General features: G+C 39.3%; 21 protein-coding genes and 1 riboswitch. Of the genes, 15 read left to right on the top strand and 6 right to left on the bottom strand.

The features are described from left to right. Positions 1-223: 223 nt before the first annotated feature. From jag to rpmH, 5 genes are all read right to left on the bottom strand, one after another. Positions 224-1,165 carry an RNA-binding cell elongation regulator Jag/EloR gene (jag, locus tag I4V44_RS14515; protein WP_118610384.1) on the bottom strand — a complete coding sequence of 314 codons (942 nt, stop codon included), beginning with the start codon at positions 1,163-1,165 and terminating at the stop codon, positions 224-226. A 20-nt stretch (positions 1,166-1,185) separates the two neighbouring features. Continuing rightward, positions 1,186-2,475: a YidC/Oxa1 family membrane protein insertase gene (locus I4V44_RS14510; RefSeq protein ID WP_118593311.1), complete on the bottom strand. Its 1,290-nt coding sequence runs from the start codon at positions 2,473-2,475 to the stop codon at positions 1,186-1,188. A gap of 87 nt (positions 2,476-2,562) precedes the next feature. Then, on the bottom strand, positions 2,563-2,775 hold the full coding sequence (gene yidD, locus I4V44_RS14505) for a membrane protein insertion efficiency factor YidD (RefSeq protein ID WP_008708006.1): 213 nt from the start codon (positions 2,773-2,775) through the stop codon (positions 2,563-2,565). Further along, positions 2,744-3,115: a ribonuclease P protein component gene (gene rnpA, locus I4V44_RS14500; RefSeq protein WP_008708005.1), complete on the bottom strand. Its 372-nt coding sequence runs from the start codon at positions 3,113-3,115 to the stop codon at positions 2,744-2,746. The genes yidD and rnpA overlap by 32 nt, the downstream gene beginning before the upstream one ends. Before the next feature lie 63 nt (positions 3,116-3,178). Further along, entirely contained in the window at positions 3,179-3,313 is a 135-nt protein-coding gene (gene rpmH, locus I4V44_RS14495; protein ID WP_008708004.1) for a 50S ribosomal protein L34, read from the bottom strand. A 622-nt stretch (positions 3,314-3,935) separates the two neighbouring features. Between rpmH and dnaA the strand changes: the two genes are divergently transcribed. The 7 genes from dnaA to I4V44_RS14460 all read left to right on the top strand — a co-directional run bounded on the left by dnaA (position 3,936) and on the right by I4V44_RS14460 (position 12,191). Then, positions 3,936-5,291: a chromosomal replication initiator protein DnaA gene (gene dnaA / locus I4V44_RS14490; protein ID WP_008708003.1), complete on the top strand. Its 1,356-nt coding sequence runs from the start codon at positions 3,936-3,938 to the stop codon at positions 5,289-5,291. 278 nt (positions 5,292-5,569) lie between these two features. Next, positions 5,570-6,685, top strand: a complete 1,116-nt coding sequence (dnaN, locus tag I4V44_RS14485; RefSeq protein ID WP_008708002.1) for a DNA polymerase III subunit beta — start codon at positions 5,570-5,572, stop codon at positions 6,683-6,685. A gap of 13 nt (positions 6,686-6,698) precedes the next feature. Continuing rightward, positions 6,699-6,908 carry an RNA-binding S4 domain-containing protein gene (locus tag I4V44_RS14480; RefSeq protein WP_008708001.1) on the top strand — a complete coding sequence of 70 codons (210 nt, stop codon included), beginning with the start codon at positions 6,699-6,701 and terminating at the stop codon, positions 6,906-6,908. 4 nt (positions 6,909-6,912) lie between these two features. Beyond that, positions 6,913-7,998, top strand: a complete 1,086-nt coding sequence (recF, locus tag I4V44_RS14475) for a DNA replication/repair protein RecF (protein ID WP_008708000.1) — start codon at positions 6,913-6,915, stop codon at positions 7,996-7,998. A 73-nt stretch (positions 7,999-8,071) separates the two neighbouring features. Next, positions 8,072-10,426: a tetratricopeptide repeat protein gene (locus I4V44_RS14470; protein ID WP_243280288.1), complete on the top strand. Its 2,355-nt coding sequence runs from the start codon at positions 8,072-8,074 to the stop codon at positions 10,424-10,426. A gap of 47 nt (positions 10,427-10,473) precedes the next feature. Next, positions 10,474-11,346: a 16S rRNA (adenine(1518)-N(6)/adenine(1519)-N(6))-dimethyltransferase RsmA gene (gene rsmA, locus I4V44_RS14465; protein WP_008707998.1), complete on the top strand. Its 873-nt coding sequence runs from the start codon at positions 10,474-10,476 to the stop codon at positions 11,344-11,346. A 392-nt stretch (positions 11,347-11,738) separates the two neighbouring features. Beyond that, complete coding sequence (locus I4V44_RS14460) at positions 11,739-12,191, top strand: DUF1002 domain-containing protein (RefSeq protein WP_118574739.1); 453 nt, start codon at positions 11,739-11,741, stop codon at positions 12,189-12,191. 333 nt (positions 12,192-12,524) lie between these two features. Here the strand turns inward: I4V44_RS14460 and I4V44_RS14455 are convergent, their stop codons facing one another. Continuing rightward, the gene (locus I4V44_RS14455; protein ID WP_020993340.1) at positions 12,525-13,181 is read right to left on the bottom strand and encodes a GTP pyrophosphokinase; all 657 of its coding nucleotides are present in this window, start codon (positions 13,179-13,181) and stop codon (positions 12,525-12,527) included. Positions 13,182-13,466: 285 nt separating this feature from the next. On the opposite strand from I4V44_RS14455, the gene I4V44_RS14450 reads away from it, so the two are divergent. The 8 genes from I4V44_RS14450 to I4V44_RS14415 all read left to right on the top strand — a co-directional run bounded on the left by I4V44_RS14450 (position 13,467) and on the right by I4V44_RS14415 (position 22,367). Then, positions 13,467-14,375, top strand: a complete 909-nt coding sequence (locus tag I4V44_RS14450) for a S1 RNA-binding domain-containing protein (protein ID WP_022380403.1) — start codon at positions 13,467-13,469, stop codon at positions 14,373-14,375. 13 nt (positions 14,376-14,388) lie between these two features. Then, on the top strand, positions 14,389-16,044 hold the full coding sequence (locus I4V44_RS14445; RefSeq protein WP_196002873.1) for a putative manganese-dependent inorganic diphosphatase: 1,656 nt from the start codon (positions 14,389-14,391) through the stop codon (positions 16,042-16,044). A gap of 49 nt (positions 16,045-16,093) precedes the next feature. After that, positions 16,094-16,684, top strand: a complete 591-nt coding sequence (locus I4V44_RS14440) for a flavin reductase family protein (RefSeq protein WP_196002872.1) — start codon at positions 16,094-16,096, stop codon at positions 16,682-16,684. 51 nt (positions 16,685-16,735) lie between these two features. Continuing rightward, positions 16,736-17,248 carry a shikimate kinase gene (locus I4V44_RS14435; protein WP_022380404.1) on the top strand — a complete coding sequence of 171 codons (513 nt, stop codon included), beginning with the start codon at positions 16,736-16,738 and terminating at the stop codon, positions 17,246-17,248. A gap of 216 nt (positions 17,249-17,464) precedes the next feature. Beyond that, positions 17,465-18,757, top strand: a complete 1,293-nt coding sequence (locus I4V44_RS14430; RefSeq protein WP_008707990.1) for a UDP-N-acetylglucosamine 1-carboxyvinyltransferase — start codon at positions 17,465-17,467, stop codon at positions 18,755-18,757. A 98-nt stretch (positions 18,758-18,855) separates the two neighbouring features. Then, a riboswitch (SAM riboswitch) is annotated at positions 18,856-18,957 on the top strand. A gap of 162 nt (positions 18,958-19,119) precedes the next feature. Further along, a complete protein-coding gene (gene metK / locus I4V44_RS14425) occupies positions 19,120-20,301 on the top strand; it encodes a methionine adenosyltransferase (protein WP_008707987.1) in 1,182 nt (393 codons plus the stop codon). A 237-nt stretch (positions 20,302-20,538) separates the two neighbouring features. Next, a complete protein-coding gene (locus tag I4V44_RS14420) occupies positions 20,539-21,681 on the top strand; it encodes a sensor histidine kinase (RefSeq protein ID WP_020993339.1) in 1,143 nt (380 codons plus the stop codon). After that, on the top strand, positions 21,678-22,367 hold the full coding sequence (locus I4V44_RS14415; protein ID WP_020993338.1) for a response regulator transcription factor: 690 nt from the start codon (positions 21,678-21,680) through the stop codon (positions 22,365-22,367). Before I4V44_RS14420 ends, I4V44_RS14415 begins: the two co-directional genes overlap by 4 nt. Positions 22,368-22,383: the final 16 nt, after the last annotated feature.

The raw sequence follows: 22,383 nt of genomic DNA, 5'->3' as shown, positions 1-22,383 counted from the left end.
ACTGTTACAATAATTCTGTCATCTTATATACATAACAGGAAAATCACACTGACTACTGTTATTTTTTTCTGCAAGTGTGTAATCTCTCTAGTATATATACAAGACTTTCCGTAAAATAAAAATGTTACTCCAGGCAAAAGTACACACGCAAAGTTACGTGTTATTCACGCTTTCACCTAGAATAACATTCTTTTTTCATATCTGCAATGAAGCAGTCATATTATTAATTTCTTTTTAATTTTACCACTACATGACGGTAAGGCTCTTCACCCTCACTGACTGTCTCAACGAATTTATTTCCCTGAAGAGCAGAATGGATAATTCTTCTCTCATAAGGATTCATTGGCTCAAGAATAACCGGCTTGCGGGTTTTTCTTACTTTATAAGCAATACCTCTTGCAAGGTTCTCAAGAGTTTCTTTACGGCGCTTGCGGTAATCTTCTGTATCAAGTTTTACACGAATGTAATTTGATTTACCTTTATTTACCACAAGACTCGTCAGATACTGAAGAGAATCCAGAGTCTGGCCTCTCTTGCCGATAAGGATTCCCATATCTTCACCTTCAAAGTCAACTTCCAGACTTCCGTCCGTTGTGTTATATTCAGATGTAATCTCTACTTCTCCAAGATTCATGGACGCAAATACATCACGAAGGAATACCTTTGCTCTGTTTTCTACTTCTTTAATCTCTTCCGGATCTGTAAGGATCTCAACAGGCTTTGCCGGTTTTACCGGTTTAGCCGTCTTTTCTCTGATTTGTTTCTCTTTTGGCTCTCTGAATTCTCTCGGCTGTTTTTCTTTTGCAGCCCTTTCCTTTACAGGTTTTGGCTGTCTTGGTTTCTCAGAAACAGCTTTCGGCTCTTTGATTTCTTTCTTTACCGGTTTTATAGCTTCCGTTTTCTTTTCTTCCTGAACCGGGGTTTCCTCTTTGAAGGAATCGAGTTTCACTGTCTCTACGATCTCCTTCATTTCTTCTTCCTCAGAAACCGGCTCAATCTTACGAACCTTAATTACTGCAGGCTTGCTTCCGATTCCGAAAAATCCGTTGCTGCCTTCACTTATTACCTGAATCTCAAGCTGGTCACTGGATACGCCAAGCTCGATACATGCTTTTGTAATTGCTTCACTCTTTGTTTTCGCTGAAAACTGGATATAATCCTCCATGCCAACCCCTCCGTTCCTGACTACTTCTTCTTATTACGCTCATCAAATGCTTTTACCAGATTGGCCTTTGCAGTAATGCTGCCAGGTTTTGCATTCGCAGCGTCTTTGTAAGCTTCTTCAACCTTCTTGGCTCTTGTCTCAACATTTGTATTGCTGCTGCCTTTTTCAATCTTATTGATATTCTTGGCGCTCTGATGGGCCTGATTTGTAATCTTCTGAGGTGGAAGTCCCGCTTTCTCACGCTTCTTTTCCATCTTCTTCATATTCTCACTGATCAGGTCTTCAATCTGGATCTTATCCATCTTTTTATTGATAACAACCTGCTGCACACTTCTTACTGCAGCACTTGCTACCCAGTAAATACCAAGACCTACAGGGAATGTGAAACAGAATACTGCTGACATCAACGGCATTACCATATTCATTGTCTTCATGGAGTTCATCATTGCATCCTGCTGTGAATCGCCGCTCTGCTGTGCTGCCTGAGGCATCAGTTTTAAGTTGATCATCTGTGTAGCCCACGCAAGAATCGGGATAAGAATCGCAACGATAGCAAGAAGAACAGATCCACCTACAAAAGCTGCTTTAATATAAGTCAGTGGCTGATCAGCGATATTCAGACCAAAGAAATTCTGCACATGCGAAATCTCTTTTGCAGTGCTGTTCAGTGTATCAGTAAATCCTGCAAACTGGCTTGTCTCAGCAAGTGTTTTCCACTGAGAAGGTGATAATGCATACAAAAAGTCTGTGACTGAATTACTTGTAGCTTTACTTCCATCCATAATAAGCTGAACTCTTGTCATCTTATTATCTGTGATAAACTGCTGAAGGATATCTGTATATCCGTTTACACCTGTAATACTGGTAACTGCAGATGCAAGGATATCCCTTACACTTCCTACATATGCCGGAATTTTATAAATTACCTGATATAAGGCCATCAAAATAGGGAACTGGATTGCAAGCTGTACACAGCTTCCTGTAGGAGATACGCCGTATTTCTGATATACAGCCTGTGTTTCCTCCTGCATTTTCTGCATTGCAGCAGTATCGTTGTTTTTTCCCTTGTACTTCTTTTGAATTTTCTGAAGTTCCGGCTGCATGATCGCACTCAGCTTAGAGAATTTCTGCTGTTTAATCTGCAGTGGGGTCATAAGAGCATAAATAAGGATACTGAAGATGACAATACAAATACCGATATTCTGAATTCCAAAGATATTCAGCAATCTGTAAATACCATCCATGATCCATCCCATAACGGTCGCAAGCTGACCAATGATAGGAGTGCTGCTCTTTGTCGCTAAAATCATTTCCAAGTTCATTTCCTCCTAGAATCCATAAATGACAGGAGGTTCCTTCGATCGATCAATATTCAATTTTCAAGTACATTCCTGTCTTTACGGTACAGGGTCATAGCCTCCGTGGGAAAAAGGATTACAGCGAAGTATCCTCCATACCGCAAGAAGACCGCCCTTTAATGCACCATATTTTTCGATTGCTTCTAAACCATATTGAGAACATGTGGGAATATAAGGACATTTTGTTCTCTTCATCGGTGATATATACTTTTGATAGAGTTTAATTATTCTGATCAGAAACTTCTTTATCATTGTTCTTACCTGCTATGCAGTGCTTTCCCGCCAGATGCATCAGCGCACTCTCTATCTCTTGATAGGTCCTGTCCTTTGCCTGTGGGCGTGCAACTACTACAATGTCCAAACTGTTTTCAAATTCCGCTTCATTCAACCGATAACTTTCTCTTATCAATCTGGTGAGTCTGTGGCGAACCACACTATTCCCTACTTTTTTACTTACTGATATTCCCAGACGATTCTTCATGTACTGATTTTTCAGTACGTACATCACCAGATACCGATTACCTTTTGATGTTCCATTTCTGTATACTTTTTGAAAATCTTGATTTTTTTTTAAGGACTCTGATCTTTGCATAGAATCCCCTTTCCTGATCTCTTTTTTAAGAGAAGAAAAGACCACATAATTGCGGTCTTATTCTTAGGCTGATAAATGCTTTCTTCCTTTTAATCTTCTGGCAGCTAATACTTTACGACCACCCTTTGTGCTCATACGAGCTCTGAAACCATGAACTTTTGCTCTGGATCTCTTTTTTGGCTGAAATGTCATTTTCATAGGTAAAGCACCTCCTTTATCTATTATCCATGTTAAATTTTGTAACTTTTTAAGTATGACAGACACCGGATTCTACAGCTCTCCTGCCCGCCAACTTTACTTATTAGAACATCATTTCAATTATATTCATAAAGGGTGGATTCGTCAAGTATTATTTACACAAAGATTTAAATGGTTTTTTATGCCATTGTGGATTACATAATTGGTTTACGTAATATTATCCACATTTTGTGGATAACTTGTGGATAACTTGTGGAATACCTATATATCTTTCCACTTTCTCCTGTCTATTTTACACATATCTTCAAAAAAATGCTTTTATTTCTACTTTTCTTACTGTGCATAAAATTATCCCCATTTTTTATCGTTTTTAAAAGAATAACGTCACATTATGGTAACCGGAATTGGCTTTTCCACTGTTATCCACACTAATCCACATAAAAAGTGGGGATAACTTTTTTCCACATTTCCCTCAAATATACATTGCGAAAACAGGCATTTTATTATAATATATATAAGGATATTTATGTCTTTTTTAAGAATACGGTCAGAGTTTGTGGAAAACTCAATATTATCAATACACACTTAATATAGAAGTAATACGAACCGGGAGAACCAGAAAATGAACAAAGTTGTGGAAAAATGGGACGAAATCCTGCAAATCGTCAAGACAGAACATGATCTGTCCGATGTTTCTTTTAATACCTGGCTAAAACCACTTACTGTTTACGAAGTAGTTGACAATGTTGTCACTATTATCGTGCCTTCAGAGCAGGTAGGTCTCAATTATATAAGTAAAAAATACAAACTTCCACTTCAGGTAACGATCAGTGAAGTTACCGGAATGGAAAACTGTGACATCAATTTCATATTGCCGGAAGATGTTCCGAAAAAAGAGGAAGTTTCTCCAAAAGCGCAGTCTCAGGATGCACGCTGCGAGGAAGCTCATTTGAATCCAAAATACACTTTTGATACCTTTGTAGTCGGAAGCAATAATAAATTTGCCCAGGCAGCAGCTCTTGCAGTTGCCGAATCCCCGGGTGATACCTACAATCCGCTCTTTATCTATGGCGGTGCAGGTCTGGGAAAAACTCATCTGATGCATTCTATTGCTCATTTCATTATTGATCATGATGAAAACAGCAAAGTACTTTACGTTACCAGTGAAGAGTTTACCAACGAACTGATCGAAACAATCCGTAATGGAAATAACTCGGCAATGACCAAGTTTCGTGAAAAATACAGAAACATTGATGTTCTTCTTGTCGACGATATTCAGTTTATTATAGGAAAGGAATCTACACAGGAAGAATTTTTCCATACCTTTAACAGCCTGCACAGTGCCAAAAAACAGATTATTATTTCGTCAGATAAACCTCCAAAAGATATGGAAATCCTGGAAGAACGTTTCCGTTCACGATTTGAATGGGGCCTGATCGCAGATATCACACTGCCGGATTACGAAACCCGAATGGCAATTCTTCATAAGAAGGAAGAAATGGATGGATATGATATTAACGAGGAAGTAATCAAATACATTGCAAACAATATTAAATCCAATATCCGCGAACTGGAAGGCGCGATCAACAAGGTGATGGCTTTTGCCAAACTTGAAAAAAAGGAAGTTACACTTGAACTTGCCGAACAGGCGTTAAAGGATATTATTTCCCCTGATGAAAAGAAAGTCATCACGCCGGATTATATTATTTCCATGGTTGCTGAACATTTTGATGTTACAGTGGATGACCTCTGTGGAAATAAGCGTAACTCCAAAATTGTAACCCCCCGCCAGATTGCCATGTATTTATGCAGAGAAATCATCTCAACTCCGCTGAAATCTATCGGAAAATGTCTTGGAAATCGTGATCATACTACCATTATGCACGGCATCGACAAAATTGAAAAAGAAATCAACAACGATGAAAACCTTAAAAACACCATTGAAACTTTAAAGAAAAAAATTAATCCACAGGGATGAGGATAACTGACTGTATAACATGTGTATAAGATGTTGATTGAATGTGTATAAGTGTGTATAACTTTTCGCCGCTTTTTGGGCGCTTCGGTTATACACAAGTTATACACATACTTTAAGCACACCTTTACACGAAGTTATCCATATCCGAACTCCTTGAAAAATCAACCTTCAATGGAGTTTTTCACATATTCACATCCCCTACGGCGGCGACGACGGATTCCTTTTATATATTTATCTATAAAAAACCACATCACCCAAGAAAGGAAGTTATACACATTATGAAAATCATTTGCCAGAAAATCAACTTGCTCAAAAGTGTAAACATCTCACTGAAAGCAGTTCCCTCTAAAACAACAATGCCAATTCTAGAATGTATTCTGATTGATGCTACTACAAACCAGATCAAATTTACTACTAATGATATGGAACTCGGTATAGAAACAATTGTTGATGGAATCATTGAAGAAAAAGGAATCATTGCGCTGGATGCAAAAATTTTCTATGAAATCATTCGTCGACTGCCAGACAATACGGTAACTATTAAAACAGATGAGAAACTTACTGCCACCATTACCTGTGAGAAAGCAAAATTCACGATACCTGGTAAATCCGGAGAAGATTTTGCATATCTCCCACTGATTGAGAAAGAAGAAAGTCTTACTATCTCTCAATTCACATTAAAAGAGATGATTAGACAGACTATTTTCTCAATTGCCTCCAATGAAACCAATAAGCTGATGACCGGTGAACTTTTTGAAATCAAAAATAACTACCTGAAAATAGTATCTCTCGATGGACATCGTATTGCGATCAGACGTATGGAACTGAAAAAAGATTATGCTGACCGCAAAGTGGTGGTACCTGGCAAAACACTTAATGAGATCAGTAAGATTTTATCCGGTGAAATTGATGATATTGTAAATATTTATTTCTCAAAAAATCATATTTTATTTGAGTTTGACCAGACTATTGTTGTTTCCAGATTAATCGATGGAGAATATTTCCGTATTGATCAGATGCTTTCCAGCGATTACGAAACTAAAATTAAAATTAATAAAAAAGAATTTCTGGACTGTATCGACAGAGCCACTCTGTTGGTAAGAGAGGGAGAAAAGAAACCGATCATTATTGAAATTACAGATAATTCTATGGAATTACGTATTGATTCTGCAATGGGTTCCATGAATGAAAATATTGATATTGATAAAGAGGGCAAAGATATCCTTATTGGCTTTAATCCAAGATTTCTGATCGATGCACTCAAAGTAATTGATGATGAAACAATCAGTATCTACCTCGTAAATCCAAAAGCACCATGTTTTATCAGGGATGACGAGGAAAATTACACATATTTGATTCTGCCTGTAAATATCAACCAGAATCAGGCAAGATAGGGAGTAAATGAAAATGGAAGAAATTAAAATCAGAGATGAATTTATAAAACTGGGGCAGTTACTGAAACTTGCAGATATGGTTCAGGACGGGGTTGAAGCGAAATATGTGATCACTGACGGACTGGTAAAAGTAAACGGAGAGGTAGATGACCGTCGTGGCCGAAAGGTTTATGAAGGTGACATCGTTTCTTATGATGGAAAAGAAATTAAAGTGATCAGGTGAATAAATGTATATTGAATCTGTTCAGTTAAAAAATTTCAGAAATTATGATTCTCTGGAACTCGATCTGGCACAGGGGACGAATATATTTTACGGCAATAACGCTCAGGGAAAGACCAATATCCTGGAGGCACTTTATCTTTGCGGAACTACAAAATCGCATAAAGGAAGCAGAGATAAGGATATGATTCAGTTTGGAAAGGATGAATCTCATATCAGGATGATGGTAAAAAGAGATGAGCTTTCCTACAGGATTGATATGCATCTTAAAAAGAATAAAGCAAAAGGCGTTGCGATCAATGGTCTTCCTATCCGGAAGGCCAGTGAGCTTTTCGGAGTAGTTAATCTGGTGTTTTTTTCTCCTGAGGATCTGAATATTATAAAAAATGGTCCGGGTGAGAGAAGGAGATTTCTTGATCTGGAACTGTGCCAGTTAGATAAAATATATCTTACAGATCTGGCTTCATATAACCATATTGTAAATCAGAGAAATAAATTGCTGAAGGATCTCAGTGTTCAGCCTTCACTTAAAGATACACTGGATATCTGGGATATACAGATGGCTGAATATGGACGGAAGATTATTGACAAGCGCAGTGAATTTATTAAAGAACTAAATGAAACGGTTCGAAAAATACATGGTAATCTTACAGGGGGATTGGAAGAACTGAACGTTATTTATGAACCGGACTGTACAGCAGAGAAACTGGAAAGTACCATTTGTGCCAACAGAGAAAGAGATATGAGGATGAGACTGACATCCGCAGGCCCACACAGAGATGACCTGTGTGTAATGGCAAATGGGATTGATATCAGGAAATACGGTTCTCAGGGACAGCAGAGGACAGCGGCACTTTCACTTAAATTATCAGAAATATATATAGTAAAGAGAAAAATAAAAGACACACCGGTTCTGCTTTTGGATGATGTTCTGTCCGAGCTGGACAGCAGCAGGCAGAATTATCTTCTGGACAGTATCAGTGATATCCAGACATTGATAACATGTACAGGGCTGGATGATTTTATCAGTCATCAGTTTCAGATAAATAAGGTATTTCAGGTAGTTCAGGGAACAGTATCACAGCCTGTGTAAGAAGAAACAATCTTTTGACAAGGGTACGGGCTTATGATACACTGAGCGTAATTATGGAAAGTTGGTGAATGCATTGGATAAAGAAGAATTTCGGATAAAACTTGAAGAGATTAATAAGCTGGTTCAGGACAAAGATTATAAAGGTGCCATGAACATTGTAGACAGCATAGACTGGAGACGCGTCAAAAATGTCCGCACCTTATGTGTTGTCGGTGAAATATATGCAGCAAACGGAAGATATGAGGACAGTAAGGAGATTTTCCTTCTTGCATATCATAAGGCATCTATTGGAAAAAATATTCTTTACCGTCTGATTGAGATCTCTCTGCGAATGGATGATATCAATGAAGCAGAAGAATTTTTTGAAGAATATAAGCAGGTGGCTTCGAATGACAGTACACAATATATTCTGCAGTACAAGATTGCAAGGGCAAAAAATTCTTCATTAAATGAGCAGATCAGAATCCTGGAAGAGTATAAAGAACAGGAATTTACAGAGAAATGGTCATATGAACTGGCAGCCCTGTATTACAAAGCAGGAGAAAAACAGAAATGTCTGGATTTATGCAATGAAATCATTCTCTGGTTCAGTGAAGGCAAATATGTTATGAAAGCCTATGATCTTAAAATGAGAATGGGTGAGCTGACAGGTGCTGAGAAAGCAAAATTTGAGAAACAGTTTGTTCCGAAACTTCTTACACCAGAGCAGGCGAAAGAACTGGAGAAGAAAAAAACGGAAACAGAAGTAAAAGCGCAGGAAGAGCCTGAAGCTGAAGAAGTGGAAGAAACGACAGAAAACAATGAGCCGGAAGTTCAGGTCAGCATGGAAGGCATTCAGGAAAAGATTTCAAAGGGGATCAGGGATGTCTTTGGAGGTAAGACTCAGGAAGAGAAAGAAGAGTTTCCGGAAGAATCCATGGATATGGTTAACGAGGCCGGTATCACTAGGGAAGATGAGATTCCGGAAGAAATCATAAAGAGTGATGCGTCACAGAAAGAACCTGAAAATGTTCCGGAATTGGAGGCAGAACCTGAAAAACCGGGGGCAGAACCCATGGCTGCAATTAAGATGCCTGAATTAAATATTCCGGAATCCATGAAAAATATGGAACTGAGCAAACCGCCGAAAGTTGAGGAAGTTGCTGAGACGAAACTGAATATGGATTCTTTTGATCTGGAAGGGAAAGAGTTGAATCTGGAGGATACGATCCTTGCTGCTGCCAGTGCGCAGGGAATTGAGATTCCGAAGGAAGAAGAGTCAAAAACAGAAGAAGTACAGGAAGAAAGTTCAGAAACTGATGTTGATGATAAAGAAATAAAAGCCCATGATATTTCAGAGGAACTGGAAGAACCGGATTTCCTCAGCGGAGATATACAAGATATAAAGGTTGCTGATCCAAAGCCGGATGAAGAACCGAAAAAGGAAATACCGGTGCAGCCGGAAATAGAAGAAGCTGAAGAAGAAGATGAGGTTACAGAAGAAGATCTCAGAAGAGCTGAAGAGGAATTTCTCCATGGACCGATGGGGAATACAGATCTGAATCCGGAAGATGATACAGAGGGAACGGAAGAAGCCCAACCCCTGACAGAAGAAGAGGAGCTGGAACGTTTTATAGAATCTATCCAGCCGGAAAATGGAGCAGATCCAAGGGATATCGTACCAAGAGAAAAAGAACTTACAGATGATGAGAAGCAGTTATTTACATATTTTGTAAAGGTTCCGGGTATGAAAGAGCAGCTTGTGGATACTTTATATGATGTACAGATGGCTGCAGCAGACAAGACTTCTAAAACTGGAAATATTATTGTGATGGGCGGTAAGGAATGCGGAAAGACCAGACTGATCTCAGGCCTGATTCCGGCAATCTGTAAAGAACTGAATCTGGAAGCGTCAAAAGTAGCATATGTTTTTGCAGATCAGATCAACGGAAAAAATATTTATAAGATTTTTTCAAAGCTGGCAGGTGGCTTTCTTGTGATCGAAAATGCAAATCAGCTGACACCGGAAACAGTAGAGATGCTTGACAAAGCCATGGAAGTTAACACAGACGGACTTACAGTAATCGTGGAAGATGAGAAGATTGGTATGCGAAAACTGATTGCCAGATATCCGAAATTCGCAAAGAAGTTTACTTCAATGATCAATATTCCTGTGTTTACCAATGATGAACTTGTCAATTTTGCAAGGGTTTATACAAAAGAGAATGGTTATGCTATTGATCAGATGGGAATGCTTGCGCTGTATAATCTGATTGGAATTAACCAGAAAGAGGATTCTCCTATGAATGTTGGCGCAGTAAAAGAACTGATAGATGCTGCGATTGCAAAATCACAGGGAGGAATCCGTAAATTTAAACGAAATGTATCTAAGAAACGTATAGACAGAGATGGATATATTGTTCTGTACGAGAAAGATTTTACTAAATAATGCGTATTTGTACAGTTACAGGTAATAAAGAAAAAGGAGTAAAGATTATGCCCAGACCGTATCTAGGAGATCCAAAGTATACCATAGAAGTGCTTCAGAAGTATAATTTTGCATTCCAGAAAAGGTTTGGTCAGAACTTTCTGATCGATACTCATGTTCTGGATAAGATTATAGATTCTGCACAGATCACAAAGGATGATTTTGTATTGGAGATTGGACCGGGAATCGGAACCATGACACAGTATCTGGCTGAAGCAGCAAGGGAAGTGGCAGCAGTTGAGATTGATAAAACACTGCTTCCTATTCTGGACGACACTCTGAAAGATTGGGATAATGTGACAGTCATCAACAACGACATCCTCAAAGTAGACATCCGCCAGCTTGCACTGGAAAAAAATCAGGGGCGTCCGATCAAGGTTGTTGCCAATCTGCCATATTACATTACTACCCCGATCATCATGGGATTGTTTGAGAATCAGGTTCCTGTTGATTCTATTACTATTATGGTACAGAAAGAAGTTGCGGACAGAATGCAGGTAGGACCCGGAACAAAAGATTACGGGGCGCTTTCACTGGCTGTGCAATATTATGCGAAACCAAAGATCGTGGCAAATGTACCGCCCAACTGTTTTATGCCAAGACCTAAAGTGGGAAGTGCGGTAATCAGACTGGAACGATATGAAAAACCGCCGGTTGAGGTAAAGAATGAGAAGCTGATGTTTCGTATTATCAGAGCATCTTTTAACCAGAGAAGGAAGACACTGGTGAATGGTCTGAAGAATTCACAGGAGATACCATTTTCTAAAGAACAGATTGAGCAGGCGTTGGGGATGTGTGGACTTTCCCTGAGTGTCAGAGGAGAAGCACTGACACTGGCACAGTTTGCACAGCTGGCAAATGCATTTACAGAAATTTCATAAAAAGATAAATATAAAAAGCATCCGGTGGCTAAGCGGATGCTTTTTATATTACGTTCAAATTTATTTTTTAAAAGGAAGGAGAGTTAATTGCCTCTTCCGGCAATCAACATATGAAAAAGAAATTTTATAAAAATAACGTTGGCTTTATTATTTTTATGGCTTTAGTATATCTTGCAATTATGAGAAAATCGTGTTTAAGATGTGAAAAAAATTTGAACAAATGTCGAAGGAATTATGAAGACAGAAATTGGGATATTTATTTTACAGAAGGCATAAGATTTCTGATATAATGAGCCGGTAAATGAAAATGCCTGTTCATTGTCTGTAATCTGCTGACAGTGAAAAGACAGAGACTTATTATTGACTGGCAAAAGTATGGAGGTAATTAAATCATGAGAATAAAAAAAGCAGGAATATTTATTATTGCGGCAGCAATTACATGTACGACACCGGCAGTACCGGCGATGGCAGCAGATACTTCGGAATCTGTACAGGAGATTATTTCTGATAATGAGATTGATTCTCTTGTATCAGATCCGGACAAAGTAGTTGATATCATTATGTATGTGAAAAATGAGGCAGCAAAACAGGATATTTCAGATGATCAGATCAGATCGCTGATCCAGACTGCGGAGAGTACTGCAGGAGTTAGCCTTTCGGAGGAAGAAGAGAACAGAATCATAAAGATCGTTAAACAGATCAAGGATTCTGATATTGATGAGGAACAGCTCAGGAGTGCTGTGACGAAGGCATATGATAAACTGGAAGAAATGGGGATTGGTAAAGAAGAGGTAAAAGGAATCCTGCATAAACTGGCTGATTTTGCAAAGAGTCTTTTTGAGTAAAATCTGCTCATTCTCAAATCGTAACTGTGAAAAGACAAAATAGTTATGGAAGATTATGGGAGATATACAAGATAGACAAGCATAAAATAAAACAAGAACTATAAATATGTGGTAATTCTATAAAAAAATATTAAAAAATATAAAATAATTGTGCAAATAAACGAAAAGTTAACTGCGAGTTCATAATTTATTCATAAATGATTGCTACTATATAGATAGTTCGAAAGAACCTACGAAAGACGTTGTAATGTGTTATCATTACACATAAATTTTTTTCATAATAATAGCCCCGGTAAACCACTGCCGGGGCACTCCTCGTTTTACGGGGATTTTTTATTTTTTATCTGATAATTTTCCATATTTCTGGATTTCATTATTGAGTTCTTCCATGCGGGTATCCAGTTCTGCTACATATCGCGCACATTCTCTTAATTCTTTTGTGATATAGTCAGGTCCGTCTCCCTCAAATTTGTAATGCATCTTATGCTCCAGAGTCGCCCAGAAATCCTGTGCAACTGTGCGGATCTGAATCTCTACTTTGGTATCAATGATACTGTCGGAGAGAAAGACCGGTGTGGTAACCAGCATATGATAACTGCGGTAACCGCTCTTTTTAGGATTTTTCATATAATCACGTCTTGCAAGGATCGTCAGGTCATTTTGTTTGGAAATCATATCTGCGATCAGATAGATATCAGATGTAAAGGAACAGCTGATACGGATTCCTGCGATGTCATTTACATAGCGTACCATGTTCTCGATACTGGATTCATATCCATGTCGTTTCAGTTTTTTTACAATGCTTTCCGGAGTTTTGATTCTGGATTTTACATGTTCGATCGGATTGTATTTATGTCTGTGCTGAAATTCACCGTTTAGAATATCAATCTTTGTTTCTACCTGTTTAAGGGCAGACTGATAGACAAAAATAACTGTCTCCCAGTCATTCAGTTCTTTAAAATCCCTCAAGGGGACAGAATCATAATTCATGTATAATAATATCCTTTCCTGATACAGGCAGTTCCCCGTTGATTTTTGTAATCTCACAGGGGACTTGTTTATAGATTTGCTATAGTTGGTTGATGATATTATTGTAACATATAAATATCCGTTTGTGTGAACTATCTGTATGAAAATTCAGATTTCCATTATTAAAGTGATTGTGTTATAATGTTTGAAAATAGCTGACATGATATACTTTATTTGTAACTGTTCAGTATCCTGTAACAGATGGAGAAGAGTTACATTTATTCCAGGCAAAGGAGAAAACAGATAATGGCTGAATCAATGAAAGATTACGAAACAGAACTGGAAGCCTCTTTTAAGAAAATTGAAGAAGGGGATATTCTTACAGGAACTGTCATCAGTGTAGATGAAAAAGAAGTTGTGGTAGATCTGAAGTATTATGCGGAAGGCATTATTCCGGCAGAGGATTACAGCAGAGAACCGGGATTTTCTTTAAAGGAACAGGTGAATGTGGGAGATGAAGTTTCTGCGACTGTTGTGAGTAAAGACGATGGAAATGGAAATATTCTGTTGTCCAGAACAGAAGCAGCAGATGTGCTTGCATGGGATAAGCTGAAAGAATTAAAGGATTCAAAAGAAGTAATTGATGTGGTGGTAAAAGGCATTGTAAATGGCGGCGTAATCGCCTATGTAGAAGGTGTACGTGGATTTATTCCCGCCTCAAAGCTTGCCCTGAATTATGTGGAGGATACAAACGAATATCTGAACAAACCAATCCAGGTTCAGGTTTTCGATATTGATAAAGAAAAAGGAAGATTAATTCTCTCTGCAAAGGAAATATTAAGAGAAAAAGCAGAAGAGGAGAGAAAAACAAAAATCTCCAATGTGCAGGTCGGACTTGTAACAGAAGGTGTTGTTGAGAGCTTACAGCCATATGGTGCATTCGTAGATCTGGGAAATGGTCTGTCAGGTCTGGTTCATATTTCACAGATCTGTGAGAAGAGAATTAAGAAACCGTCAGAAGTTCTGACAGTTGGAGATAAAGTAAAGGTAAAAGTAACTGCTGTCAAAGATGGAAAATTAAGTCTGAGCATCAAAGAGGCAACAGATATGATGGCTAAGGAAATTGAGGAGGAAGTGATCGAGCTTCCGGATTCAAAGGAAGAGGCTTCCACATCTCTTGGCGCACTTTTTGCAAACATTAAATTAGATAATTGAGGTTAGAATCTGTATGAGAAATCAGGAAAAAATATTTGTAATAGGTCATAAGAATCCGGATACGGATTCCATCTGTTCAGCAATTGCCTATGCGGACATCAAAAACAGGACTTCTCAGAAGGTGAAATACATTCCAAAGCGTGCAGGACAGATCAATGAAGAGACAGAATATGTGTTAAATCGTTTCGGTATGCAGCCGCCGGGATATCTGTCTAACATTGGAACACAGATAAAAGATATGGATATCCGTATGAGTCCGGAAGCTGATAAGAGTATGTCCCTGAAAAATGCATGGGATCTGATGATGGAGAAAAGTATCGTATCTCTTCCGATCAGAGACAGAGAAGGACAGCTGGAAGGTCTGATCACAATCGGTGATATTGCTAAGACTTATATGGATACAACGGACAGTTATCTGCTGTCAAGAGCGAAGACACAGTACAGAAGAATTGCCGAGACAATTGCAGGTACCGTAGTAGAGGGAAATGAGCATGGATATTTTACAAAAGGAAAAGTTCTGGTGGGAACTGCAAATCCGGAAATGCTCAAAGCCTATATTGAACCGGATGACCTGATAATCATGGGAGACAGAGAAGAGGATCATCTTCAGGCGATTGCGCAGAATGTTAGCTGTATTATCGTTGGTATGGGAATTGAAGTCAGCGAAAAGGTGATAAAGCTTGCTCATGAGAGAGAAATTGTAATTATTATGTCTCCGTATGATACATTTACGATCGCAAGACTGATCAACCAGAGTATTCCTGTACGGTATATTATGAAAACAGATAATCTGGTTACTTTTAATACAGAGGATTTTACGGATGATATTCAGAATGAGATGATCAAACACCGTCATCGTGCGTTCCCTGTAATTAACAAAAAGGGAAAATGTATCGGAACAATTTCCCGAAGAAATTTTCTGGATATGCACAGGAAAAAAGTAGCACTTGTGGACCATAATGAGAAAGATCAGGCAGTTGACAATATCGATAAAGCTGAAATCGTGGAGATTATTGACCATCATAAACTGGGTTCTCTGGAAACTATGGTACCGATTTCTTTCAGAAATCAGCCGGTCGGATGTACAGCAACGATTCTGTATGAAATGTATGGGGAGCAGAAACTTGAGATTTCACCGAGTATTGCGGGGCTTCTCTGTGCTGCGATTATTTCAGATACACTGATGTTTCGTTCACCTACCTGCACATTATCTGACAAGATGGCGGCAGGTGCGCTGGCACTTATTGCAGGAATCAATATTGAGCAGTTTGCAAAAGAGATGTTTAAAGCAGGAAGTAACCTGAAAGACAAATCACCGGAAGAAATTTTCTATCAGGATTATAAGAAATTTATTGCTGAGGATGAGATCAACTTTGGTGTTGGACAGATCAGTTCTATGGACAGCGATGAGCTGGCAGAAATCAAAGAGCGTCTGGTTCCGTTTATGGTCAGCGAGTGTGGCCGTCATGGTGTTACCCGCGTATTCTTTATGCTTACCAATATTATTGAGGAATCTACAGAGCTTCTCTATTATGGTGAGGGAAGTGAGGAAATGGCACGTATTGCTTTCCATATGGAGCCAAAGGATGGTGTATTTGATCTGAAAGGCGTTGTTTCACGTAAGAAACAGCTGATTCCGGCACTTATGGAAGCTGCACAGGCCGGATAGAACGATTACAACTGATGGCAGCAGACAGAATAGCTGAGGATAATAAGAAATGGAAAAAGAAACCTGGAAAGCAGGAAATATGCTTTATCCACTTCCGGCAGTTATGGTAAGTGTTTCTGACGGAGAGGGGAATGACAATATTATTACAGTTGCATGGGCAGGAACTGTCTGCACGAATCCGTCGATGGTGTCTATTTCTGTGCGACCATCCCGTTTTTCCTATGATATGCTCAGAAAGACGGGAGAATTTGTAATAAATCTGACAACAGAGAAACTGGCATATGCAACGGATTACTGTGGAGTCCGTTCCGGCAGGGATGTTGATAAATTTAAAGAAATGAAGCTTACCAAAGAGAAGGCGGATTTTGTGAAAGTTCCCATGATCGCAGAATCTCCGGTGAGTATTGAATGCAAAGTAAGGCAGGTTCTGGAATTGGGTTCCCACCATATGTTTCTGGCGGATGTGCTTGCAGTTCATGCTGATCCGCAGTATATGGACGAGAAGAAGAAATTTCATCTGAATGATGCGAAACCTCTGGTGTATTCTCATGGTGAATATCTGGGAATTGGTAAAAAACTGGGAACATTTGGATACAGCGTTAAAAAAAAGAAGAAAAAATCCGGAAAAAAGAAACAGTAACCCGCAATTTGCAGACGCAGACAATGTATGATAAAATGAAAGGACATAAACATGAATAATGTGACATTAATAGGAATGCCCGGTTCAGGGAAAAGTACAATAGGAGTTATTCTTGCAAAAGCATTGAGATATGAATTTCTGGATTCTGATCTTCTGATACAGAAACAGGAGAAAAGAAAGCTTTCAGAGATCATAGAGCAGGACGGACCGGAAAAATTTAAGGAAATTGAAAATCAGGTTAATGCAGACATTCATGTGACAGATACGGTCATTGCACCCGGCGGAAGTGTTATTTACTGTGATGAGGCAATGGAACATCTGAAGTCCATAGGTAAGGTTATATATCTTAAATTATCACTGGAATCTTTATCCAAAAGACTGGGAAATCTGAAAGGCCGCGGAGTTCTGTTAAAGGACGGTCAGAGCCTGAAAGATCTGTATGAGGAACGTGTACCTCTGTACGAGAAATATGCAGATATTACCATTGATGAAGAGGGGAAAGATTTGGATGAAAGTCTTCGGGCAATTCTGGAGATAATACATATCAAAGAGCAGGGAAAGTGATTATTACAGCTCGGGAAAAGGACAGTGGTAAATAATTTTTGTTTACAAATGATAAATATATGATATAATATACAACTGACTTTAAAATAGGATGATCGTTTAGTATAAACATATATGCATTTGAAACAGAAGTTACATGTTCGCAGAAAACGAAAAACAGAGTGAACAGTGACCATTAATTCTGCTCATGGAGTGAAAATAAATAAGAGGTGTGATATGGAACAGTATGTTATAAAAGGAGGCAACCCTTTAGTCGGTGAAGTTGAGATTGCCGGTGCCAAGAATGCGGCACTTGCTATTCTTGCAGCAGCCATAATGACTGATGAGACGATTCTGATAGAGAATTTGCCGGATGTAAGGGATATCAATGTATTGCTTGAAGCGATCGCTGGTATTGGAGCACAGGTAGACCGTATTGATAAATCTACTGTGAAGATTAACGGATCTACAATTGGAGATGTAAGTGTTGATTATGAATATATCAAGAAGATCAGAGCTTCCTACTATCTGCTGGGAGCACTTCTTGGTAAGTATAAACATGCAGAGGTACCGCTTCCAGGTGGATGCAACATCGGAAGCCGTCCGATCGACCAGCATCTGAAGGGATTCAGAGCGCTTGGTGCAGATGTAGATATCATGCATGGAGCAATTGTTGCGAAAGCAGATGAACTTCATGGAAGCCATATTTTCCTTGACGTTGTCTCTGTAGGTGCAACGATTAATATTATGATGGCAGCCTCATTGGCTCCGGGACGTACTATTTTGGAAAATGCCGCAAGAGAACCGCATGTAGTTGACGTTGCCAACTTCCTGAACAGTATGGGGGCAAATATTAAAGGTGCAGGTACAGATGTGATCCGTATTAAAGGTGTGGAGAAGCTCCACCGTACAGAGTATTCTATTATTCCGGATCAGATCGAGGCAGGTACATTTATGTTTGCTGCGGCAGCAACAGGCGGAGATGTAACAGTTAAGAATGTAATTCCGAAGCATCTGGAAGCAACTACGGCTAAACTTGAAGAAATTGGATGTGAGGTTGAGGAATTTGATGATGCAGTTCGTGTACGTGCACCAAAGAGACTTCACCGTACTCATGTAAAGACTCTTCCATATCCCGGATATCCTACAGATATGCAGCCACAGATTGCTGTAACTCTGGCACTTGCAGAGGGAACCAGTATTGTAACAGAGAGTATTTTTGAGAACAGATTCAAGTATGCGGACGAACTTTCACGTATGGGAGCAAACATCAAAGTTGAGGGAAATTCAGCAATTATTGATGGTGTGAAGAAGCTTACAGGTGCGAGAGTAAGTGCACCGGATCTGCGTGCAGGTGCAGCCCTGGTGATCGCAGGTCTTGCAGCAGATGGAATCACAGTTGTTGATGATATCGTATATATCCAGAGAGGATACGAGAATTTTGAAGATAAGCTGAGATCTCTCGGTGCTGAGATTGAGAGAGTATCCAATGAGAAAGAAATCCAGAAATTCCGTCTCAGGGTGGGATGATAAAAAATACCAAAAAATTACTTGACATTTGTGAGGGTTAAGTATATTGTATGGTATGCAGCAATCTTAATTAATGCAAGTTAATAATTAGTAATAGCCTTTTATTCAGAGTGGTGGAGATACAAAGGATCTGCGAAGCCACGGCAACCCCTGTTTGTGTAGGAAGGTGCCAACCTGAGCGAGTGATCGAACAATAAGAGGATTGTTGAGATAATCAGACAGTCCGATTACTTCGGGCTGTTTCTTTTTGTTAACGGAAAAGTATCAGCGGAGAGAAATAATCTGTTGATACAGTACATAAATGGCTGCGGGTTATTCTGTGGTCGGGAAACAATTGTAAATGAATAAAAAAGGAGAACACAATGGAGAAAATTTTATTTACTTCTGAATCTGTAACTGAAGGCCATCCGGATAAAATGTGTGATGCTATTTCCGATGCTATTCTTGACGCTCTTATGGAAAAAGATCCTATGAGTCGTGTTGCATGTGAAACTGCTACAACTACAGGTCTTGTACTTGTTATGGGTGAGATTACAACAAATGCATATGTTGATATCCAGAAAATCGTAAGAGATACTATCCGTGAAATCGGATATACACGTGGAAAATATGGATTTGATGCTGATACATGTGCAGTTATCACAGCAATCGATGAACAGTCTGCTGATATCGCTCTTGGCGTAGATAAAGCTCTTGAAGCAAAAATGGGTGAAGATGAAATTGATGCCATCGGAGCAGGTGACCAGGGTATCCAGTTTGGTTATGCTTCCAATGAGACAGAAGAGTATATGCCATATGCCATCAACATGGCACACAAACTTGCACGTCAGTTAACGAAAATCCGTAAAGACGGTACATTAAAATATTTAAGACCGGATGGAAAAACACAGGTTACTGTAGAATATGATGAAGCCGGAAAACCAAGCCGTATCGATGCAGTAGTATGCTCTACACAGCATGATCCGGATGTAACTCAGGAGCAGATCCATGAGGACATTAAGAAATATGTTTTCGATGAGATCATTCCGGCAGATATGGTAGATGAGAACACAAAATACTTCATCAACCCAACAGGACGTTTCGTGATCGGCGGACCTCATGGTGACAGCGGACTTACCGGACGTAAGATCATCGTTGATACTTACGGTGGAACCGGACGTCATGGCGGCGGTGCTTTCTCCGGTAAAGACTGTACAAAGGTAGACCGTTCCGCAGCGTATGCTGCACGTTATGTTGCAAAAAATATTGTTGCAGCAGGTCTTGCAGATAAATGTGAGATTCAGCTTTCCTATGCGATCGGTGTTGCTCATCCGACATCTATCCACGTAGAAACATTCGGAACCGGTAAACTTTCTGATACAAAGCTGGTTGAGATCATTCGTGAGAACTTTGACCTTCGCCCGGCGGGAATTATCAAGATGCTTGATCTGAGAAGACCGATTTACAGACAGACAGCTGCTTATGGACATTTCGGACGTACGGATGTAGACCTTCCATGGGAGCATCTGGATAAAGTTGATGACCTTAAAAAATACCTTGCTTAAATAAGAAAATCGTAACTGTTCAGTATTTGCACAGACAGTGGAATGCTGAATAATTACAGAATATCACAAAAATTGCAGTGCAATGGGATAAAACAGGAATTATCTGAAAGAACAGGACAGATGATTCCTGTTCTTTTTATAGAAAATTTAGATATGTAAAACAGACTTTATGATATAATGCTTGCAGAGGGCAAAATTATAGAAACCTTATAAATCAACAGATAAAGGATGATCGGGATGAAGTTAAAAACAAGGATTATAGTTGGATTCGGTATGAGTATTCTGGTTCCTCTGCTTTTATTTTCGGCAACTTTGTACGGATTAGGTCATACAAAGTTTGCACAGCAGACAAAGGATTCCTCGGAAGTGGTGTATGATATTTCAGTAGGGGAATCCACCCACAGCCAGACACAGGTAAGGATTATTGCAAAAGATCTGCTGTTTACTGCGACGGTAATATTAGTATTCACAGCTTTATCTATTGGATTATGGATTTACAGAAGTATTGCCACACCGCTAGTTAAATTAAAGAAAGCCACTCAGAATATCAAAGAGGGAAATCTTGATTTTGTTCTGGAAGTAGATGGTGACGATGAGTTTTCGGAACTTTGCCGGGATTTTGAGGAGATGAGAAAGCGGCTGAAGGAATCGGCAGAAGAGAAAGTTCTTATGGATAAAGAAAATAAAGAACTTATCAGCAATATTTCTCATGATCTTAAGACGCCGATCACAGCGGTAAAGGGATATGTAGAGGGGATTATGGACGGCGTAGCGGATACGCCGGAGAAAATAGACCGTTATGTGAAGACTATTTATAATAAGACGAATGAGATGGATCATCTGATCAATGAACTGACTTTTTATTCAAAGATTGATACCAACAGAATTCCATATACTTTCAGTAAACTGAATGTAGAAGATTATTTCAGTGATTGCGCAGAAGAAGTAGGACTGGAACTGGAAACGAGAGGAATTGAACTGGTATATGCCAATTATGTTGAGGATAATGTGCAGGTGATCGCAGATGGAGAACAGATTCGGCGTGTTATTCATAACATTATCAGCAATGCTATCAAATATATGGATAAACCCAAAGGTATCATCCAGATTCGCATAAAGGATGTGGGAGATTTTATTCAGGTTGAAATTGAAGATAATGGAAAGGGAATTGCAGCAAAGGATCTGCCGTCTATTTTTGATCGTTTTTACAGAACAGACGTGTCGAGAAATTCATCCAAGGGAGGAAGCGGAATCGGTCTTTCCATTGTAAAAAAGATCCTGGAGGATCATGGAGGAAAGGTCTGGGCAACCAGCAGGCTTGGAATCGGCACAATCATGTATTTTGTACTTAGAAAGTATCAGGAGGTACCAATGAAATGAGCAGAATTTTAATTATAGAAGATGAAGAGGCAATTGCAGATCTGGAGAAGGATTATCTGGAGCTTTCCGGATTTGAAGTTGAAATCTGCAACAGAGGAGACACCGGACTGACGCGTGCGCTGAATGAGGAGTTTGACCTGATTATTCTGGATCTGATGCTTCCGGAAGTGGATGGCTTTGATATCTGCAGGCAGGTAAGACAGGAAAAAAATACTCCTATCATCATGGTATCTGCAAAGAAAGATGACATAGATAAAATCAGAGGTCTGGGACTGGGGGCAGATGATTACATGACAAAACCATTCAGTCCAAGTGAACTGGTAGCCAGAGTCAAGGCACATATGGACAGATATAATCGTCTGATCGGTTCCAATGTACGCAAAAATGATATTGTGGAGATCCGCGGGATCAAGATTGATAAGACTGCACGCCGCGTATGGGTAAACGGAGAGGAGAAAACATTTACTTCCAAGGAATATGATCTGCTTACCTTCCTTGCAGAGAATCCGAACAGAGTGTTTACCAAGGAAGAGTTGTTCCGGGAAATCTGGGATATGGAATCTGTGGGAGATATTGCAACAGTCACTGTCCATATCAAGAAGATCCGGGAGAAAATTGAATTTAATACTGCAAAACCTCAGTATATTGAAACAATCTGGGGCGTAGGATACAGATTTAAAGTTTAACTGAATCAGGGAAGTT

Origin of the sequence: Blautia sp. 1001283B150304_161114_C9 (assembly GCF_015668165.1) — a bacterium.
Taxonomy (GTDB): domain Bacteria; phylum Bacillota; class Clostridia; order Lachnospirales; family Lachnospiraceae; genus Blautia_A; species Blautia_A wexlerae.
This window is presented reverse-complemented; position numbering and strand designations above follow the sequence as displayed.

Excerpts from the sequence above, each read along its gene's own strand:
- jag (WP_118610384.1), bottom strand. The coding sequence starts at position 1,165 with ATGGAGGATTATATCCAGTTTTCAGCGAAAACAAAGAGTGAAGCAATT.
- I4V44_RS14510 (WP_118593311.1), bottom strand. The coding sequence starts at position 2,475 with ATGATTTTAGCGACAAAGAGCAGCACTCCTATCATTGGTCAGCTTGCG.
- yidD (WP_008708006.1), bottom strand. The coding sequence starts at position 2,775 with ATGATAAAGAAGTTTCTGATCAGAATAATTAAACTCTATCAAAAGTAT.
- rnpA (WP_008708005.1), bottom strand. The coding sequence starts at position 3,115 with ATGCAAAGATCAGAGTCCTTAAAAAAAAATCAAGATTTTCAAAAAGTA.
- rpmH (WP_008708004.1), bottom strand. The coding sequence starts at position 3,313 with ATGAAAATGACATTTCAGCCAAAAAAGAGATCCAGAGCAAAAGTTCAT.
- dnaA (WP_008708003.1), top strand. The coding sequence starts at position 3,936 with ATGAACAAAGTTGTGGAAAAATGGGACGAAATCCTGCAAATCGTCAAG.
- dnaN (WP_008708002.1), top strand. The coding sequence starts at position 5,570 with ATGAAAATCATTTGCCAGAAAATCAACTTGCTCAAAAGTGTAAACATC.
- I4V44_RS14480 (WP_008708001.1), top strand. The coding sequence starts at position 6,699 with ATGGAAGAAATTAAAATCAGAGATGAATTTATAAAACTGGGGCAGTTA.
- recF (WP_008708000.1), top strand. The coding sequence starts at position 6,913 with ATGTATATTGAATCTGTTCAGTTAAAAAATTTCAGAAATTATGATTCT.
- rsmA (WP_008707998.1), top strand. The coding sequence starts at position 10,474 with ATGCCCAGACCGTATCTAGGAGATCCAAAGTATACCATAGAAGTGCTT.
- I4V44_RS14460 (WP_118574739.1), top strand. The coding sequence starts at position 11,739 with ATGAGAATAAAAAAAGCAGGAATATTTATTATTGCGGCAGCAATTACA.
- I4V44_RS14455 (WP_020993340.1), bottom strand. The coding sequence starts at position 13,181 with ATGAATTATGATTCTGTCCCCTTGAGGGATTTTAAAGAACTGAATGAC.
- I4V44_RS14450 (WP_022380403.1), top strand. The coding sequence starts at position 13,467 with ATGGCTGAATCAATGAAAGATTACGAAACAGAACTGGAAGCCTCTTTT.
- I4V44_RS14445 (WP_196002873.1), top strand. The coding sequence starts at position 14,389 with ATGAGAAATCAGGAAAAAATATTTGTAATAGGTCATAAGAATCCGGAT.
- I4V44_RS14440 (WP_196002872.1), top strand. The coding sequence starts at position 16,094 with ATGGAAAAAGAAACCTGGAAAGCAGGAAATATGCTTTATCCACTTCCG.
- I4V44_RS14435 (WP_022380404.1), top strand. The coding sequence starts at position 16,736 with ATGAATAATGTGACATTAATAGGAATGCCCGGTTCAGGGAAAAGTACA.
- I4V44_RS14430 (WP_008707990.1), top strand. The coding sequence starts at position 17,465 with ATGGAACAGTATGTTATAAAAGGAGGCAACCCTTTAGTCGGTGAAGTT.
- metK (WP_008707987.1), top strand. The coding sequence starts at position 19,120 with ATGGAGAAAATTTTATTTACTTCTGAATCTGTAACTGAAGGCCATCCG.
- I4V44_RS14420 (WP_020993339.1), top strand. The coding sequence starts at position 20,539 with ATGAAGTTAAAAACAAGGATTATAGTTGGATTCGGTATGAGTATTCTG.
- I4V44_RS14415 (WP_020993338.1), top strand. The coding sequence starts at position 21,678 with ATGAGCAGAATTTTAATTATAGAAGATGAAGAGGCAATTGCAGATCTG.